This window comes from Pseudoalteromonas sp. S4492 (genome assembly GCF_005886115.1).
Lineage (GTDB): Bacteria > Pseudomonadota > Gammaproteobacteria > Enterobacterales > Alteromonadaceae > Pseudoalteromonas > Pseudoalteromonas gelatinilytica.
This window is the reverse complement of sequence record NZ_PNCP01000068.1, coordinates 18,947-36,855: the sequence shown is the minus strand read 5'-3', so window position 1 is coordinate 36,855 and position 17,909 is coordinate 18,947. Positions and strand designations below refer to the sequence as shown.

19 protein-coding genes are annotated in these 17,909 nt (G+C 42.4%); 12 read left to right on the top strand and 7 right to left on the bottom strand.

Annotated elements, in window-relative coordinates:
* Positions 1–40 precede the first annotated feature (40 nt).
* From CWC28_RS19525 to CWC28_RS19510, 4 genes are all read right to left on the bottom strand, one after another.
* Positions 41–880, bottom strand: a complete 840-nt coding sequence (locus CWC28_RS19525; protein WP_054562265.1) for a mechanosensitive ion channel family protein — start codon at positions 878–880, stop codon at positions 41–43.
* A 33-nt stretch (positions 881–913) separates the two neighbouring features.
* Positions 914–1,624, bottom strand: coding sequence for an LrgB family protein (locus CWC28_RS19520; RefSeq protein ID WP_063706428.1), 711 nt, complete (start codon positions 1,622–1,624; stop codon positions 914–916).
* Positions 1,614–1,967 carry a CidA/LrgA family protein gene (locus tag CWC28_RS19515; protein WP_063706430.1) on the bottom strand — a complete coding sequence of 118 codons (354 nt, stop codon included), beginning with the start codon at positions 1,965–1,967 and terminating at the stop codon, positions 1,614–1,616. Before CWC28_RS19515 ends, CWC28_RS19520 begins: the two co-directional genes overlap by 11 nt.
* Before the next feature lie 69 nt (positions 1,968–2,036).
* On the bottom strand, positions 2,037–2,828 hold the full coding sequence (locus tag CWC28_RS19510) for a crotonase/enoyl-CoA hydratase family protein (RefSeq protein WP_063706431.1): 792 nt from the start codon (positions 2,826–2,828) through the stop codon (positions 2,037–2,039).
* Between the two features lie 258 nt (positions 2,829–3,086).
* Here CWC28_RS19510 and CWC28_RS19505 point away from each other — a divergent pair, with 258 nt between their 5' ends.
* The 5 genes from CWC28_RS19505 (at position 3,087) to CWC28_RS19485 (ending at position 9,176) form a co-directional block, all read left to right on the top strand.
* Entirely contained in the window at positions 3,087–4,289 is a 1,203-nt protein-coding gene (locus CWC28_RS19505; protein ID WP_240494387.1) for an efflux RND transporter periplasmic adaptor subunit, read from the top strand.
* Positions 4,290–4,298: 9 nt separating this feature from the next.
* A complete protein-coding gene (locus CWC28_RS19500) occupies positions 4,299–7,412 on the top strand; it encodes an efflux RND transporter permease subunit (RefSeq protein WP_063706433.1) in 3,114 nt (1,037 codons plus the stop codon).
* A gap of 119 nt (positions 7,413–7,531) precedes the next feature.
* Entirely contained in the window at positions 7,532–7,852 is a 321-nt protein-coding gene (locus tag CWC28_RS19495; protein ID WP_063706435.1) for an HI1450 family dsDNA-mimic protein, read from the top strand.
* Positions 7,853–7,863: 11 nt separating this feature from the next.
* Entirely contained in the window at positions 7,864–8,697 is an 834-nt protein-coding gene (locus tag CWC28_RS19490; protein ID WP_105175279.1) for a DUF481 domain-containing protein, read from the top strand.
* 14 nt (positions 8,698–8,711) lie between these two features.
* Complete coding sequence (locus CWC28_RS19485) at positions 8,712–9,176, top strand: hypothetical protein (protein WP_063706437.1); 465 nt, start codon at positions 8,712–8,714, stop codon at positions 9,174–9,176.
* A gap of 50 nt (positions 9,177–9,226) precedes the next feature.
* On the opposite strand, the gene CWC28_RS19480 is transcribed toward CWC28_RS19485, so the two are convergent.
* Both CWC28_RS19480 and ygfZ read right to left on the bottom strand, forming a co-directional pair.
* Positions 9,227–9,712, bottom strand: a complete 486-nt coding sequence (locus tag CWC28_RS19480) for an FKBP-type peptidyl-prolyl cis-trans isomerase (RefSeq protein WP_063706439.1) — start codon at positions 9,710–9,712, stop codon at positions 9,227–9,229.
* Positions 9,713–9,724: 12 nt separating this feature from the next.
* A complete protein-coding gene (ygfZ, locus tag CWC28_RS19475) occupies positions 9,725–10,636 on the bottom strand; it encodes a tRNA-modifying protein YgfZ (RefSeq protein WP_063706441.1) in 912 nt (303 codons plus the stop codon).
* A gap of 120 nt (positions 10,637–10,756) precedes the next feature.
* On the opposite strand from ygfZ, the gene CWC28_RS19470 reads away from it, so the two are divergent.
* Together CWC28_RS19470 and CWC28_RS19465 are read left to right on the top strand one after the other, a co-directional pair.
* Positions 10,757–11,008, top strand: a complete 252-nt coding sequence (locus CWC28_RS19470) for an FAD assembly factor SdhE (protein WP_063706443.1) — start codon at positions 10,757–10,759, stop codon at positions 11,006–11,008.
* 55 nt (positions 11,009–11,063) lie between these two features.
* On the top strand, positions 11,064–11,408 hold the full coding sequence (locus CWC28_RS19465; protein ID WP_063707192.1) for a hypothetical protein: 345 nt from the start codon (positions 11,064–11,066) through the stop codon (positions 11,406–11,408).
* On the opposite strand, the gene nadB is transcribed toward CWC28_RS19465, so the two are convergent.
* A complete protein-coding gene (nadB, locus tag CWC28_RS19460; protein ID WP_063706445.1) occupies positions 11,383–13,005 on the bottom strand; it encodes an L-aspartate oxidase in 1,623 nt (540 codons plus the stop codon). The two genes, CWC28_RS19465 and nadB, sit on opposite strands and share 26 nt — an antisense overlap.
* A 404-nt stretch (positions 13,006–13,409) precedes the next feature.
* On the opposite strand from nadB, the gene rpoE reads away from it, so the two are divergent.
* The 5 genes from rpoE to lepA all read left to right on the top strand — a co-directional run bounded on the left by rpoE (position 13,410) and on the right by lepA (position 17,888).
* Complete coding sequence (gene rpoE / locus CWC28_RS19455) at positions 13,410–13,991, top strand: RNA polymerase sigma factor RpoE (protein ID WP_036969086.1); 582 nt, start codon at positions 13,410–13,412, stop codon at positions 13,989–13,991.
* Position 13,992: 1 nt separating this feature from the next.
* Entirely contained in the window at positions 13,993–14,619 is a 627-nt protein-coding gene (locus CWC28_RS19450) for a sigma-E factor negative regulatory protein (RefSeq protein WP_063706447.1), read from the top strand.
* Positions 14,620–14,623: 4 nt separating this feature from the next.
* The gene (locus tag CWC28_RS19445; RefSeq protein ID WP_063706449.1) at positions 14,624–15,577 is read left to right on the top strand and encodes a MucB/RseB C-terminal domain-containing protein; all 954 of its coding nucleotides are present in this window, start codon (positions 14,624–14,626) and stop codon (positions 15,575–15,577) included.
* A gap of 3 nt (positions 15,578–15,580) precedes the next feature.
* On the top strand, positions 15,581–16,030 hold the full coding sequence (locus tag CWC28_RS19440; RefSeq protein ID WP_063706451.1) for a SoxR reducing system RseC family protein: 450 nt from the start codon (positions 15,581–15,583) through the stop codon (positions 16,028–16,030).
* Between the two features lie 70 nt (positions 16,031–16,100).
* The gene (lepA, locus tag CWC28_RS19435; RefSeq protein WP_063706453.1) at positions 16,101–17,888 is read left to right on the top strand and encodes a translation elongation factor 4; all 1,788 of its coding nucleotides are present in this window, start codon (positions 16,101–16,103) and stop codon (positions 17,886–17,888) included.
* Positions 17,889–17,909 lie beyond the last annotated feature (21 nt).

Here is a 17,909-nt window from a genome sequence, read left to right as displayed (position 1 = left end):
ACAAACACAATCTCTGTCGACGAGCTGCAAAAAAGGCGCTTTAAGCGCCTTTATCATTAGTTTGATTGAGGGTAACAATTCGTTGTGGGAAAGGAATTTCGATATCCGCTCCTTGAATTGCTTTAAATACATTGCGGTTCACTGCTAATTTGGTCTCAATAATTTTGGTGGTTGGCACCCAAAAGCGATAGCTCAAGGTAACACCGCTTTCAGCAAAGCGCTCAATACCGACTTGTGCATGAGGAGAGTCACTAACTAGTTCATGCTCGTCTAACACTTTTTCGATAAGCTCAATAGCGAGGTCTGCATTGGCATCATAGGCGATGTCTATTTCACCTTTAACTAATGAATAGCTAAACGAGTTATGTAAAATCTCACCAACAATATGTTTGTTAGGAATGGTGATTTCGACTTTTTCTTCGTTAATCAGAATTGTGTGACCAAGCTCAATGGTTTTAACTTGCCCACTCACGCCTTTTACTTCAATAGTATCGCCAACAACAAATGGCCTTGTTGCAATGATAGCAAGGCCCGCACCGTAGTTTGAAAGCATGCCTTGCATTGCTAAACCAGCACCGAGTGATGCAGCACCAATGGCAGCGACAAATGGGGTAACGCTAATGCCAATTTTGCCAAGGGCAATAACCAAGAACATAATGATCAGCAATACTTTGATGACATTACTGACAAAGTTGGTGAGGGTAATATCGATATTGTGACGCTGCATGAGACCTGCAACCATATTCGATACTTTTTGCGCAATCCATAAACCAATAAATAGAATTAAGATGGCACCTAAAATTTGCATACTGTAGGTGACCAAATATTCCATAATCAGATTGTAGTATTTTTCGACTTGCTGAATTTCTGAGTCAATCATGTGTTTTCCTAACAAGGTTACTGCGAATTCTGACTATACCAGAACATGCTGAATAACAGGATAAAGTATCGGCACTATTATCGCGCTGAGTAGCGCACTTAATGCCATCGCCACAGAGGCAAAGGCACCGGCTTTTGGCTGATCGCTAATTAATGATGCTGTGCCAATGGCATGACAAGCGGTACCAATGGCAACACCTTTTGCTTGTGCATTGCGGATATTGATAAGCGAGAAAATCAAATTACCAAATATAGCCCCAAGTACGCCAATAAAAATCACCATGGCTGCTGCTAAAGAAGGTATGCCGCCTAGCGACTCTGTTACTAACAAGGTGATGGGGGTAGTGACAGACAAACTTGCTAAAGATGCGCTTAGCTGTGCAGGGGCTGCAAAAAAATAACATATTAGCGAGGCGACTAAGGTGGCATTCATCACCCCTAAACTACAACTTATAAGGATTAGTAGCAGGTTCTTTTTGACATGGATAAATTGCTGATAAAGCGGTAAAGCCAATGCCACAATGGCAGGCTCAAGTAACCAGCTTAAAACTTTACTGTGCTCGGCAAAAGGCTCATAGGGGAGCTTAAGCGCCACTAACAACGCTGCAGTTAACACAATTGCCCAGCACACAGGATTACTAAGCGCTTTAGCCGTAGCGTGCTGGGTTTTCGCGTTTAAAAACCGCAGAACTAAGAAAAGTACAATAATGCACGGGACGCTGAGCCACCATAAACTAACTGTCATTTTCACGGCCCTTAAAATAGGTGATAACAGTGCCTATGAGTAAAACACTGGTCAGTGGCACGACAATAAAAATAGTCAGTAATAAAGGCCAGTTCTGCGAAATTAAACCTAGGTGCTCAATAATGCCAACCCCAGCAGGGATGAAGAACAACGGCATGTAATTAAGTAAAGGGCTGGCTGTTGGTTTTAAATGTTGTTCTTTTACGAGGCCCGTTAATAGTAGCATGAGCAGTAACACCATACCGAGTAACGGGGCAGGGAAAGAGCTTTCAAGCAAAGCCGTTAAAAACTTGGCAACGGCTAAGCAGGTAAGAATAATGACACTACTGATAAGGTATTTCATAAGTCAGGATAATTGCGAATAAAGTACAACTACATCATACCCTTGTCAGTTGTACTATGCGACTTTAGCTTACCATGATTTGGCATTATTAAACTGAATATCCTCTGCGCCTTTCGCCTTTGCAATCGCTTTTTTAGTATTTGGATTCATCAGTAAGCGAATTTGACTCCAGGTTTCTTTAGCGAGAATCTTGCGTTGCTGTGAACGGTAGCTTTGCTGAGTAATTCGTTTAATTGCAGCAAGGGTATCCGGCGAGCGCGCCATGAGGGTTTCTAGTACAGCATCGGTTTGTTTATCAACGTCATCAGTGAGTTGTGTAACTAAGCCATACTCTTTTGCGTCTTCAGCCGAGACCGGCCCTGCATGACTTGCCAACCAAAGTGCTTGGTCACGCTTCATTAAGCCAGCAAGCACCACGTTAGCTCCCATATCAGGACACAAGCCCCAACGCGCTTCCATGATCGCTAATTTAGCGTTTTTATCGACGATGCGGTAATCAGCACCGAGTGCGATTTGCATACCGCCACCAAAGCAGTGTCCGGTTACTTTTGCAATCACCGGAATACTTAAGTCTTGCCAACCTAGCACTACTTTTTGCGCTAAGTTTTGGTTTCCTGGTAACCACTTGAATAAAAGCTTGATGATATTGCTTGGCTTTTTCATTACCGCAGCAACATCCAGTCCAGAGCAAAAGTGTTCGCCTTCGCCAGAGATAACCACCGCACGTAAGCTGCGATCGCGTTTAATTTTTTTGATTACGTTTGAAAGCTCGACAAACATGGCAAAACTGAGCGCATTTTGTTTCTCTGGACGAGCAAGGCTAACCCATGCGACTTGTTGTTTTATTTCTAGTTTTATCATGGTAACTCCTCTGACCTGTTTGCTAGAGCTTACGAGTTAATTACAACTAAGTAAAGAATTGCTGATGTGTCGCAAGGAATCATTATATTTTCCAAAAATGGGTAACCTTGTCATATATTTAGTTACAAATTGGTGTATATTTTTAAAACAAAGATGCTAGTTCATCGCTAGTTTGATTTTGTGATTAGTTAGATACTTTCGCAAAATCCCATGACACGACTAGACTTAGCTTTAAGTCGCGCTACAAGGAGTAAATATATGCTGATGCGCAAAACAGCTCGCATAACAAAACAATCATCTCGTTCTTTGGCTTTTGCTGCAATTTCTGTAGCATTAACAACCACATTGGTTGGCTGTTCAGATGATAAAGCACAACAACAAGCTACGCCGCCACCGGCTGTATCAGTATTTAATGTCGTCACACAAGAAGTTGGTAATTACCGAGAATTTGTTGCTCGCACTGAAGCATTCCAAGAGGTTGCGATTAGAGCCCGTGTTGAGGGTGAACTCATTGAACGCCACTTTAATGAAGGCTCATCGGTTGAAAAAGATCAGCTCTTACTGCGTATTGACCCATCTGAGTACCGCTCGACTGTGTCAGAAGCTGAAGCTGATTTAAAAAGTAAAATTGCCGCAGCAGGCGCCGCTGAACGTGATTTAAAGCGTGGTAAAGATGTGGCAGCGCAAGGTTTTATTTCGCAATCAGACCTCGATAAACTAACCACTAATTTTGAGCAAACCACTGCAGCGGTAAAAGCCGCAGAGGCTGAGCTTGAAAAAGCGAAACTCAATTTAGGGTATACCGAAATTCGAGCGCCGTTTGCAGGGCGCATAGGTAAAGTAAACTATGACGTGGGAAATATTGTCGGCCCATCATCCAATGAACTAGCAGAGCTGACCGATGTCGACCCAATTTATGTGAGCTTTCAGGTTGAAGAAGCTGACTACATCTCTTATCGCCAAAATCATCAAGCACCGTCAGATAAAGACCCTCGTGATGTGCCTATTGATTTAACTTTACGCTTACCGAACAACTCGACTTTCGCTGATAAAGGCGTACTTGATTTTGCTGATACCAAAATTAACCGTAATACAGGCACGGTTGAACTTAGAGCTGCATTCGATAACCCAGATGGCATTGTCATGCCGGGCTTATTTGTCACCTTGATCGTTGAAAGCACCAATAAACAAGACTTGGCACTCATTCCTCAAGTAGCGGTACAAGAAAACCAGCAAGGTAAGTTTGTGCTCGTTGTTGATGACGAAAACAAAGTGGCTATGCGGATTGTTAAACTTGGTCGTCGTATTAATGCGATGTGGGTGGTTGAGTCAGGCTTAGAGGCTGGTGAAAAAGTCATTATTGAAGGTTTACAAAAAGTTCGCCAAGGCGCTGAAGTGAAAGCTGTTGAAAAAAATGTCGATGAAACAACCGGCACTATTTCTAGCAAAGCTAACTCTTAGGAGTGAGATATGATCAGTAAAACTTTTATATCTCGCCCAAAATTTGCCTTAGTAATTTCGATTGTTATTACCATTGCGGGTTTAATTTCAATGGCTTTACTGCCAGTGAATATGTACCCGCAAATTACCCCTCCGCAAGTTCAAATTAGTGCCAGTTACCCAGGTGCAAGTGCGCAAATAGTTGAAGAGTCGGTGATCCGGCCCATTGAAGAGCAGGTTAATGGTGTTGAAGATATGATGTATATCGAATCAACATCGTCGAATAACGGCACGGCCAACATAACTGTGTATTTTAAGGTCGGCACAGATACAGATATTGCCCAAGTTAACGTACAAAACCGTGTGGCACTTGCTGAAGCAGGCTTACCTGAGGAGGTTAAGCGCCAAGGTGTGTCGGTTAAGAAAAAATCGAGCTCGATGCTACTTGGTATCAACTTGTACTCTAACCAAGAAAATATCGACGCTATTTTCTTAAGCAACTATTCAACCAACTACTTAACCGAGCCTCTTGGCCGTATAAATGGAGTTGCATCTGCTGAGGTAATGGGGGAGCAAACCTATTCAATGCGCTTGTGGTTACGCCCAGATCGAATGGCATCACTGGGTTTAACTGTGTCAGAGGTTCAAGCCGCGCTACAAGAGCAAAATACTATCGTAGCAGCAGGTAAGCTGGGGGCTGCCCCCTCAGCACCGAGCCAGCAATTTGAATATTCGATTCAGGCAAAAGGGCGCTTAAAAACCCCTGAAGAGTTTGGTCAAACTATTATTCGCTCGAGTAAAGATGGTAACTTTGTGCGCCTGCACGATATTGCCCGTATTGAATTAGGTGCAGCAAGCTACAGCACAACAGCAAAGTTAAACCAGCAAGACACTGCATTTATAGTTATTTATCAGCTAACAGAAGCGAATGCGACGCAAGTTGCCAACGATGTAAAAGCACGTATGGCAGAGCTGGCTAAACAGTTACCTGATGGTGTTGAGTACTCAATTCCTTATGACACGACAGAGTTCATTAATCGCTCGATTGATGAAGTGGTTGTCACCCTTGTCCAAGCGGTGGGCTTGGTTATTTTAGTGGTATTTTTATTCTTACAAAATTGGCGCGCTACGCTCATTCCAACGGTGGCTATTCCGGTATCTTTGGTGGGGACTTTCGCGTTTATGATGATGATGGACTACTCCATCAACTTAATCACCTTGTTCGGTTTAGTGCTTGCAATAGGTATCGTAGTAGATGATGCCATTATTGTTATTGAAAACGTTGAAAGAATACTAAAAGAAGAAAAGCTACCAATTAAAGAAGCGGTTACCAAAGCGATGGAGCAGGTATCGGGGCCAATAGTGGCAACGACCTTAGTATTGCTTGCGGTGTTTGTGCCAGTAGGCTTTATGCCGGGAATAACCGGGGAGCTTTATAAGCAATTCTCGGTGACGATTTCTTTTGCGGTACTCATTTCATCTTTAAACGCACTGACATTAAGCCCTGCATTGTGTGCTTTATTGTTAAGCGAAAAGGCCATGAAGCCGATTAAGTGGTTAGCCCCGTTTGAAAACATCATTACCCGCTCAACCAATGGTTACAGTAAAGTTATTAACTTTATCCTCAAACGTACAGCGAGAATGGCACTGTTTGCGGTGGTTATTTTTGCTGCTGCAGGGTGGCTAGTAAAAACAGTGCCTACAGGCTTTGTACCAGCAGAAGACCAAGGCTTTCTTTTTGTTGATGTGCAATTACCTGATGCCGCAGCAAGCGGTCGTACCCAAGAAGTGATGCACAAGCTGGGGGATATTGTTAAAAATGAACCAGCGGCAACCGATTTTATTGCGGTTTCTGGTTTCTCATTACTCGGCGGTGCGGGTTCTAATAATGCGCTTGGTATCGTGGTACTCAAAGATTGGGAAGAGCGAACCAGCCCTGAGCTTGGTTTACGTGCTGTATTAACCCGTTTAATGGGGCAGTTTTGGGCAATGCCAGATGCGCAAATCATGGCCTTTAATCCGCCTGCAATTCCGGGGCTTGGTAACAGTGCTGGTTTTGAGTTTAGATTACAAGACAGTGAAGGGCGTGAGCCTGCTGAGCTTGCTCAAGTATTAAATGGCTTAATTTATGAAGCAAACCAGCGTCCAGAGCTTTCAAATGTTTACAGTACATTTAGAGCGAATGTGCCGCAGTATTTCCTTGAAATTGATCGCAATAAAGCAAAGGCTCAAGGGGTGGCGCTTAGCGATATTTTCTTAACCTTACAGGCGCAACTCGGCTCGTTATACATTAATGACTTTAACCAGTTCAGCCGTACTTACCGCGTTATCATGCAGGCAGAAAGCCGTTTTCGTCAAAACCCAGCAGATTTACAGTACTACTATGTACGTAATGATGAAGGGGCAATGGTGCCGCTCACTACATTAGCTAAACTTGAGCCAATCCTAGGTCCTACAAGCTTAACGCACTTTAACTTATACCGCAGTGCAAGCATTAGCGGACAACCGGCAGCGGGTTATGCCAGTGGTGATGCGATTAAAGCGATGCAAGAGTTGGCCGAGCAATTACCAACAGGCTACGTGTATGAGTGGGCTGGGCAGTCTAAACAGGAGATTGAAGCGGGTAACATGGCGCCAATCTTATTTGGTTTAGCGGTGGTGTTTGTGTATCTATTCTTAGTAGCGCAATACGAAAGCTGGACAATTCCGTTCTCGGTCATTGCAGCAGTGCCGCTGGCGTTATTTGGTGCCATGCTTGCGTTGTATGTGATTGGTATGGAAAACAACATCTATGCACAGGTTGGTTTAGTGCTACTGATTGGCCTTTCCACTAAAACTGCTATCTTGATTGTTGAATTTGCTATGGAAGAGCGCGCGGCAGGGAAAGGTATTTTTGAAGCGGCCCTCAACGCGGCAAAATTACGATTTAGAGCGGTATTGATGACGGCACTGTCGTTTGTGCTTGGCGTATTACCGCTGGTGTTTGCAAGTGGCGCAGGGGCGGGTAGTCGTATATCGCTCGGTATTACCGTGTTATTTGGGATGTTAGCGGCAACCATTTTTGGTACTTTGCTTGTTCCGCTATTTTATACGCTCGTGCAATCAATGCGCGAAAAAATAAAAGGCACAGCAACCACAGAGTAAAAAGTCTTATAAATTACAAAAAAGTCAGGGTAACCTGGCTTTTTTTTTGGTAAAAATCAAAACAGGTTTGTTATCATAGCCAGATTCAAAAGTGACACACATGTGCAGAGGTTTAAGGAATGGCTGGTCCACGCTTATACAGTGAAGAAGAAGTAACACATCAGGCGTATGATATCTTTTTAGAGTTAGCACCTGATAACTTAAGCGAGCAAGATATTGCTGATTTTAACGAGCACAGAGAAGAGCTAGGTTTTATTGAAGAAAGTGAGCCTGACGATCAGTGGCAAGATTTTGTCGCATTAGAAATTGAACCTGAGCTATTTGTGCAAGTCTTAGTAGGACTTGAATTCGACAATCAAGATATTTTGTTTGCGAAAATTTTAATTAGCCGAGACAAAGATGCACCGTTTTGCCACATTCTTTGGAAAGATAGCGAATAACTCTCCAGCCAATGTTTGACTCTAGTTTTAAGACCATAAAACGAATTTTTTTGGCCGCCTTGCTTGTTAGCAGTGGGCAGGCTTTTGCTGTTGATCCGTTTGAAGACTTTCACGAATACGGGCAGCTATCAGAAGAAGAGATCCATCAAATCCATAAAGGCGAATTGCTATACGGAGATATGGAGTTTGGTTTTATGGTAAGCCGTGGCAATACCAACTCAACCAGCTTCAAACTCAAAGGTAACCTTTATCAAGATTTTGAAAAATGGCGTAACCAATTTAAGCTCGATACCTTATATAAACGTGACCGCAACGAAGAAACCGGCGATGAAGAAGTTTCTGCTGATCGTATTTTCGTGTCAGGCCAAGGTAACTATAAGCTAAATGTAAAAAGTGAGTCATTTTTCATTTATGGTGACTACGAGCGAGATAAATTTAGTGGTCTTGAGTTTAAGAGCACCATAGCGACGGGTTACGGTAACCGTATTTACCAAGGCAGTAAAAATAAAGTCGATATCGATGTGGGGCCGGGTTTATATCGCTCAGTGGCGGATCAAGATACAGCCACTGAAGAAGATGAAACAAAAACAGGTTACCTGCTTCGTTTAGCGCTGCAGTGGGAACGGACAGTCTCCACTCGTACTCGCTTTAATCAAGATGTGAGTTATGAACAATCGTTATCGGGATTAAACTCGCGTTTAAAATCAGAAACGTCATTGATCAGCAAAATTATGGGTGATGTATCACTCAAATTTACCTATATGTATCGCTATAACTCAAAACCAGAGGAAGATAAGCTCAAATACGATTCTGAGCTGAGTGCGACCTTTGTTTATAGCTTTTAAGAGAATCTCTTCGTATGTATCAACATAAGCAGTACGCTATTTTTATCTTTGTAATCTTAGGCTGGATAGGCGCTTTTATTGCCTTAGCTTGGAATTTAATTGGCGCCGATATACCTCTTATGGTGTTTAGCGCAATTCTAGTGCTGGTGGGCTTTTTGTTCCATGGCTTAACAATAAAAGTAAGTGATAAAACGGTAAGTTGGGCATTTGGGCCAGGTGTGTTTGGTAAAACCGTTAGCTTTGATGAGATTGAGTCTGTTCGAGCGGTAAGTAACTCATTTCGTCATGGTGTAGGCCTGCGCATTACGCATGATGGGTGGGTTTATAGTGTTTCAGGGTTCAGTGCAGTCGAACTGGCAATGAAAGACGGTACACACTACCGTTTAGGAACCAACGACCAAGAAGGTTTACTGGCTGCGCTTAGAGAGCATATTGCTGAACCAGAGCCAGCACTGGATGCACAGAAAGCAGCTGAATAAGCACTGAGATATAAAAAAAGCGCCAATGGCGCTTTTTTTATAGTCATGGTTTAGTGGCTGTGACCACAACCACCTTCACCGTGCACATGACCATGTGCTAATTCTTCTTCAGTTGCATCACGCACTTCTAGCACTTCAACATCAAAATGTAGGGTAATACCTGAAAGAGGGTGGTTACCATCTACAATAACGTCTTCGTCTTGAATTTCGATGATCATCACTGATTGATCACCGTCATCTGTCGTAGCGCGGAACTGCATACCCACTTCAATTTCCATACCTTCAAACATTGATTTTGGTACGGCTTGCATTAGATCATCATGGCGCTCACCATAGCCTTGCTCTGGTTCAACAGTAACGCTGAATGTATCACCCGCTTCTTTACCTAATAGCGCATTTTCGAGGCCTGGAATTAAGTAACCCGTGCCAACGATAAACACCAGTGGCTCACCATCGAAAGAATTGTCGATGGTATTTTTGTTATTATCCAATACTGAATAATGCATTTTTACCACTTTGTTTGCTGCTACGATCATAGTCATTCCTATTTATTCATCTTCGAGAGAGTAAGGCAGAGCTTGAATTGATAACTCTACCTGAGGGAGGTGTTTAACTCGTAAAATCTGACCAGCTTCATTGTCGTTTGGGAGCACAATCAGACCCATTAAAGTTTGCGTCTGTTGATTATAACTTTGGCTGATAAGCTTGCCAGCACGGCGCCAGTTTTCGCCTAGTTGAGTTTCGAGTTCAAGCTCATCAAGTAAACCATCTGCTTTACCAGATACGATATACATAGCGCGTTTATTTTTGCCTAAGTATTTCATGCGGGCGACAGTTTCTTGCCCTGTGTAGCAGCCTTTTCTAAAGCTGATACCACCGAGCGCTTGCAAGTTAACCATTTGCGGCACGTACTCGCCAACTGCGTCACTATTTAACGATGGCTCACCTGCTGCAATAGCAGCCTGTTGCCATAGCGCGTCATCATCAAGGGCTGTAACGTTATCAGGCAAACTAAACTCATCATTTACCATAAGTAATACGCGGTTATCAGCTAGCTTTAACGCTTTACCGCCAGCAAAATCGACAGCGCTGTGCTCATCGTCAAATTTAATTGCTAAGGCGTCTAAAGTCGCTGTTAGGTCATCGCCTAATAAGCCAATTAGCTGATTTTCGCATTGCTGAATTTCTACTTGCGAAAATACCGCATATTTTTTTAACTCGACTAGTGATTGCTCAACTTCAGGTTTTGAACCTGCAAGGTAATAGCTATCAAGATATGAAAACAATCTAAACACACCCCAAAGCTTGCCTTTTGCATTACAGTGACCAGCCCATAGGAAGTTTTCATTATTTAGTTTGTTGATATCTTGAGTAATTTGTCCGTGAAGGTAAGACAACTTATCTTTGCCTGTTAGGCTGATAAGTGAATGAGATAAAGGACATGCGTAAACAGTCGACATAAAAACCTTCTTTACGATATGAATGAGCGCTAATGATAACTTAGTTAGGGTAGCAATTTAAATAGCTGTTTATTCGATGGCAATTTGGTAAACTGCAGACAAATAAGTACGAGGTTTAAAATGACTGAAATTCACAGTAAAGAACGTATTCGTTGGGCATGCCGTCGCGGTATGTTAGAACTTGATGTTTTATTTATGCCATTCGTTGAAGAAGCGTTTGACTCACTAACAAAAGAGCAACAAGCAGTATTTCAACGCTTACTTGAAAGCGATGATCCTGATTTATTCGCTTGGTTTATGGGCCACGAAGAGTGTAAAGACCCTGAACTTAACGGTATGGTCTCGTTAATTTTAGACCGAGTTCGTGTATAGATTTACCGTTACAAATAATACCCCAGACCACAAACCCTTTGTGGTCTTTTTTTGCTTGATAGCCATCATTTTATGTTTTGCTTATCAGCATATTATCGCTCAGCTGTTGGCATGTTTATGCTGTCTTATCATCGCCGTTATTAGCTTCAAAAAAGTCCAACAGTCACAACCTGAAAAGGGTGTTGTCATCTTAGAGCAAACGGATCTTAGGTTTGCAAGCGACACAATTAACATGCAAGGCCAGATAACGGCTAAAAGTTATGTGTTTGCTAATTTTGTTGTGCTGAGGTTAGCTGGGTTTTATCAATCACACTGGCTGATTATAAGCGCAGCCAGTGTTGATGAAGTGAGTTATTCGCGTTTAAAGCGCGCGATTATTGCAGTGCAGCAACCGAATTAGGGGTTAATATTGTCGGCGTTGGGTTTTCGTTTTGCTCAGGGTAATCAATCGTGTAATGAAGACCACGGCTTTCCTTACGCTCAAGGGCACTGCGAATAATCAGCTCTGCAACCTGTACTAGGTTTCGAAGTTCTAATAAGTTATTTGTCACTCTAAAGTTCGCGTAATAGTCGTGAATTTCTTGCTGCAGTAATTCAACGCGGTGAAGTGCACGCTCTAAGCGTTTTGTTGAGCGCACAATACCCACGTAATCCCACATAAATAGTCTTAATTCATGCCAGTTGTGAGTAATAACGATTTCTTCGTCTGAGTTCGTTACGCGGCTTTCATCCCACTGCGGCAGAGCTTCAAGAGCTGGGCTTGCATCGATTTTGCTTAAAATATCTTTCGCTGCGGCATGGGCAAACACGATACATTCGAGTAACGAATTACTCGCCATACGATTTGCGCCATGTAAACCTGTGTAAGCCACTTCGCCAACCGCATAAAGGTTGTCTAAATCTGTACGGCCGTTAAAGTCAGTCATAACACCGCCACAGGTATAGTGTGCAGCCGGCACCACAGGAATGGCTTCTTTCGTAATGTCGAGGCCAACACTTAAACATTTGGCGTAAATAGTCGGGAAGTGCTCAATGATAAAATCTTTATCTTTATGGCTAATATCCAGATACACGCAGTTAGCACCAAGGCGTTTCATTTCAAAATCGATAGCGCGAGCAACGATATCGCGTGGAGCAAGCTCTTCGCGCTCATCAAAGTCTTTCATAAAGCGAGTGCCATCAGGGCGTTTTAAATACGCACCTTCACCGCGCATTGCTTCTGTGATCAAAAAGTTTTGCAGCTCTGGGTGATATAAACTCGTCGGGTGGAATTGGTTAAATTCCATATTGGCAACACGGCACCCTGCACGCCATGCCATTGCAATACCATCACCACTCGATACATCAGGGTTAGAGGTATATAAGTACACCTTGCTTGCGCCACCCGTTGCAAGTGATACAAACTTGGCAGCGATAGTTTCAACTTTTTTGTCAACACAGTTCCACACATATAAACCATGAATGTGTTTGCCTTTTTTACCTAGGCTTTTATCGCTGATCAAATCAATCGCATTATAGTTTTCTAATAGGGTGATATTAGGGTGTGCTTGCACTTGGCTAATTAAAGTTGTTTGCACAGCTCGGCCAGTTGCATCGGCAGCATGCAAAATACGGCGATGACTATGGCCACCTTCGCGAGTTAAATGAAAACGCTCTTTACCTTTTGAATCAAATTCCATATCAAAAGGCACACCTTGCTCAATCAGCCACTTTAAACATTTTTTAGCATTGCTCGCTGTGTAGTGAACCGCATCACGGTCACACAAGCCACCACCAGCATCGAGTGTATCTTCAACATGCGATTCAATGCTGTCATTCTTTTTATCAAATACTGCTGCAATACCACCTTGAGCATATAAGGTAGAACCTTCGGTTAATGCGCCTTTACTAAGGACCGTCACTTTACAATGGTTAGCAAGCGATAAAGCAAGAGAAAGGCCTGCGGCGCCGCTGCCAATGATAGCGACATCAGTAATGTGATGTTTATTTTGGTTCATGTCTGTGGTCTTTGCGGTTACAATGCTCGGCTAGTAGTGCCAAAAGTTTGAGCAAATAAATTTTTATGTGGTATACGTATATGTACCATATTTGCTTTAACACTATTAGTCATTTTAATACGTTATACCAATCTTATTAGTTTTATCGTCACATAAACAGTTTATTGTGAGCTGTTTTGAGCTGTGAAGTTTACTGACGCTGTATTGAGATAACCGTTGATTTTTCAGCAGTTATTAGGATTGTCGTGTAATAAGATTGGTATGACTCAATTTATTTGCGTGCTATTTTATAAAAAAATCATTTTAAACTGAACTTTTATATTCATGGTGCAGTCAGAGTTTGTGTAAACAATGGCGAGTATATGAATAGCAAGCAAGAATCAAACAGAGGAGTACCGGCTCGAATGAGCGAGCAGGATTTGGATTTAGCGCTAGTTAAAAGGGTCCAGCAAGGAGATAAAAACGCCTTCAACCTATTAGTTAGAAAATATCAGAATAAAATTGCAGGTTTGATTTCACGTTATGTATCAAACCAAGGTGATGTTGCTGATGTCGCACAAGAAGCCTTTATTAAAGCCTACCGTGCATTGCCTAACTTTAGAGGGGATAGCGCCTTTTATACTTGGTTATACCGTATCGCCGTAAATTGTGCTAAAAATTACTTAGTTGCGCAGGGCCGTAAGCCCCCAGCTAACGATGTTGATGCTGAAGAAGCAGAATTTTATGACAGTGCAGATGCAATGCGTTCAAACGCATCGCCAGAAAACCTGTTATTAAGTGACGAAGTACGTGCTGTAATTTTTAATACGATTGATAGTTTGCCTGAAGATCTAAAAACCGCGATTACCCTTCGTGAAATTGAAGGTATGAGCTATGAAGAAATAGCCGTGGTTATGGATTGCCCTGTGGGAACGGTGCGTTCACGTATTTTCCGTGCCCGTGAGGCGATTGATAATAAATTGAATCCATTAATAGGTGAGTCTTAGTATGACAAAAGCAGACGTTAACAAGTTGGATAATGAGCAGTTATCCGCGTTACTTGACGGCGAGCAGCAGTTAACTGATCAAGCGATCACAAACGACGATGTGTCTACATTTGGTCGTTACGCAATGATTGGTGATGTAATGCGTGCTGAGGCAAATAATAACGCTTTTAACTTTGACATTGCAGATGCAGTGGCTGAAGCACTTGAGCAAGAACCTGTTTACGCTGATTTCGCGAATAAAACAACGGCACCAAAAAGCGAAGAAATCGTGGCGGCAACAGGCACAGATAACGTGGTAGCATTTAATTGGCGTCGTCCATTTGCCCAAGTGGCCATTGCTGCAAGCGTTGCTATGTTTGCGATTGTGGGCGTACAAACTTTGCCACAAAACACCGAAGCGCCACAAAATGACATTCCAACCTTACAAACAGTGCCGTTAACCGGTATGGCTTCTCCTGTAAGTTACTCATCTGAGCAACCTGCATTAGAAAACGCTCAGCAAGGTTTACGTGAATTACAACAGCAACGTATTGGTGCGTTAGTTCTTGAACACCAACGTCAAGCGCGTGTTGCATATTCGCTAGAAGAATCGCAAACTGCAGATAATGCAGAAGAGGAAAAAAACTAATTAAATGAAAGTTTTTACTTTTATTTTGTCGCTGGTATTAACGGCCCCTGCCATTGCCAGCGACGAAAATCCCGCCAAAACATTATTACATGATATGGCTACGGCCGTTCATACTCGCAATTTTGACGCATCGTTTGTGGTTGTAAAAGGCCAAGCGATGGAGCCGTACCGCTGGCTACATGCAAAACAGGATGATATTGAGCTAGAACATTTAAGTTTACTAAATGGTGCTGGTCTTGAAATGGTTCGCGTTGATGATCAAGTTACTTATTTTGAACCGCATTCAGAGCCTTACTCAGTTAAAACAGATTCTATTGCCGGACCTATTCCTGAAGTACTTTTTAAAGATATCGATAGATTAAGTGCCCATTATGATTTTGTACTGGGTGGAAAAGGTCGTATTGCAGGGCGCTCTGCACAGTTAGTGCGTATCGAATCTAAAGATGAATACAAGTACAACTATTGGATTTGGCTCGATACTGAGTCTTCGTTGTTACTTAAATCAGCCTATGTAAATCACAAAGGTGAGATGCTAGAGCAATTACAGCTAACTCATATTAGCGTTACCGAGCAACCTGCGCCGATGTTAGTTGAGATGCAAAACCGTGAGTTTCCTGCGGTGCTTTCAACCAATGATATTGCCAGTGATAGCGACGGCGCAGCAAATGATTGGAAAATTGGCTGGCTCCCTGATGGCTTCAAACTGTTAAAATCAGACCGCCATAAACTCGACCTAAACAATGAACTTGCTGACTATTATTTATATTCAGATGGGTTTGTTGAAGTGTCTGTTTTTATTCAAAGACCACTACCAGGTAAACGTGCAAGTGGCGCGTTATCATCGGGTGCAACAACGGTGTATGTGCACAATGGTGGTAGCTTTGATGTATCGGTTGTTGGTAATATCCCTGCTATGACAGCCAAAGCTATAGCTGAGTCGGTAGCGCGACCTCTTTAAATCATGATTGAACAAACACTCACTGTCGTGTCGGTTAAAGGCACGACAGCGAATTTAGAAGCCGAACAAAAGCAGGCCTGTGCCGGCTGTAATGGTCGCTGTGGTTCGCAAGTTTTTGCCAAACTGTTTGGCACAGCCAAAAAAACCTTCCCTTATACCTTTGATACAGAGCTACAAGTAGGTCAAAAAGTAACCTTGGTACTTGATGATAGCCATTTGGTCAAACATGCTATGGCTGTTTACATGTTGCCGCTGTTATTCAGTTTGGGTTTTGCTTTAATCGCATTTGCGGCATTTTCGCTAACCGAAGGCTGGCAAATTTTAGCGGCTGTGATCGGCGGTTTAACAGGCTATGCAATAGCAAAATCAAGGGTTAAGAGCCTTAAACATGATATTAAAGTAATAAAAATTCACCCAATTACTATTCCTTTCACTCAAATAGATGGTGATTAAAGCCAATTAAATGTAAAATTGTCGCTTTATACACTTAGTCCATTTTATATAGAAGTTTAGAATCCAGTTTATGAAGCATATCCGTAATTTTTCGATCATCGCCCATATTGACCATGGTAAATCGACTCTCTCTGACCGTCTTATCCAAGTCTGTGGTGGTTTAACAGACCGTGAAATGCAGCAGCAGGTGTTAGACTCAATGGACATTGAGCGTGAGCGTGGTATTACCATCAAAGCGCAAAGTGTAACGCTAAATTATAAAGCGAAAGATGGCGAAACATACCAGTTAAACTTTATCGACACGCCAGGACACGTTGACTTCACTTACGAAGTTTCTCGTTCACTTGCAGCCTGTGAAGGTGCACTTTTAGTTGTTGATGCGGGTCAAGGTGTTGAAGCTCAAACTTTGGCTAACTGCTACACAGCAATCGAAATGGATTTAGAAGTTATTCCTGTTCTAAACAAAATCGACTTACCACAAGCCGATCCACTTCGTGTAGCTGAAGAAATTGAAGATATCATTGGTATTGATGCCCTAGATGCTGTGCAATGTAGTGCGAAAACCGGTATTGGTATCGAAGACGTACTTGAAATCATTGTTAAAGATATCCCGCCACCAGAAGGTGACAAAGATAAGCCACTACAAGCGCTTATTATTGACTCATGGTTTGACCCATACCAAGGCGTTGTATCACTTGTGCGTATCAAGCATGGTGAATTACGCTCGGGTGATAAAATTAAGATCATGTCGAATGATCAGGTTCATATCGCAGATAAAGTGGGTATTTTCACACCAAAACAAACTAACACGGGTATCCTAAAAACCGGTGAAGTAGGCTTTGTTATTGCGGGTATTAAAGAAATCCATGGTGCACCAGTAGGTGATACCATCACTTTACAACGTAATTCTGCTCCTGAGCGTTTACCTGGCTTCCAACGCATTAAGCCGCAGGTTTATGCAGGTATGTTCCCTATTTCATCAGATGACTATGAGTCTTTCCGTGATGCGCTTGATAAATTAAGCTTGAACGATGCGTCGTTATTCTTTGAGCCAGAAAACTCTACAGCACTAGGCTTTGGTTTCCGTTGTGGCTTCTTAGGTATGCTACACATGGAAATCATCCAAGAGCGTCTTGAGCGTGAATACGACATTGATCTTATTACCACTGCGCCAACAGTAATCTACGAAGTAGAAACAAAAGACGGAACTAAACAGATTGATAACCCGTCTGACTTACCACCGGTAAACAACATTATTGAAATCCGTGAGCCAATCGTTGAAGCTAACATATTAGTTCCACAAGAGTTTTTAGGTAACGTAATTACACTTTGTGTTGAAAAACGTGGTCTACAAACTAAAATGAGCTACCATGGTAAGCAAGTTGCGGTGACATACGAATTACCGATGGCTGAAGTAGTCATGGACTTCTTCGATAAGTTAAAATCAACAAGCCGTGGTTTTGCATCGCTTGATTATAACTTTAAGCATTTCCAAGCTTCAGACATGGTACGTGTTGATGTACTTATTAATGGTGAGCGTGTTGATGCGTTAGCGATTATCGTACACCGTGATATCGCTCAATCACGTGGACGTCAGTTAGCTGAAGCACTGAAAGATTTAATTCCACGTCAGCAGTTTGATATTGCGATTCAAGCGGCAATTGGTCAGCATGTTATTGCTCGTACAACCGTTAAGCAATTACGTAAAAACGTAATCGCGAAATGTTACGGTGGTGACGTGAGCCGTAAGAAGAAACTGCTACAAAAACAAAAAGAAGGTAAAAAGCGAATGAAGCAACTAGGTAACGTTGAAGTACCTCAGGATGCATTCTTAGCTATCCTTAAAGTTGGTAAATAATTAGAAGTAAATAAAGGAATT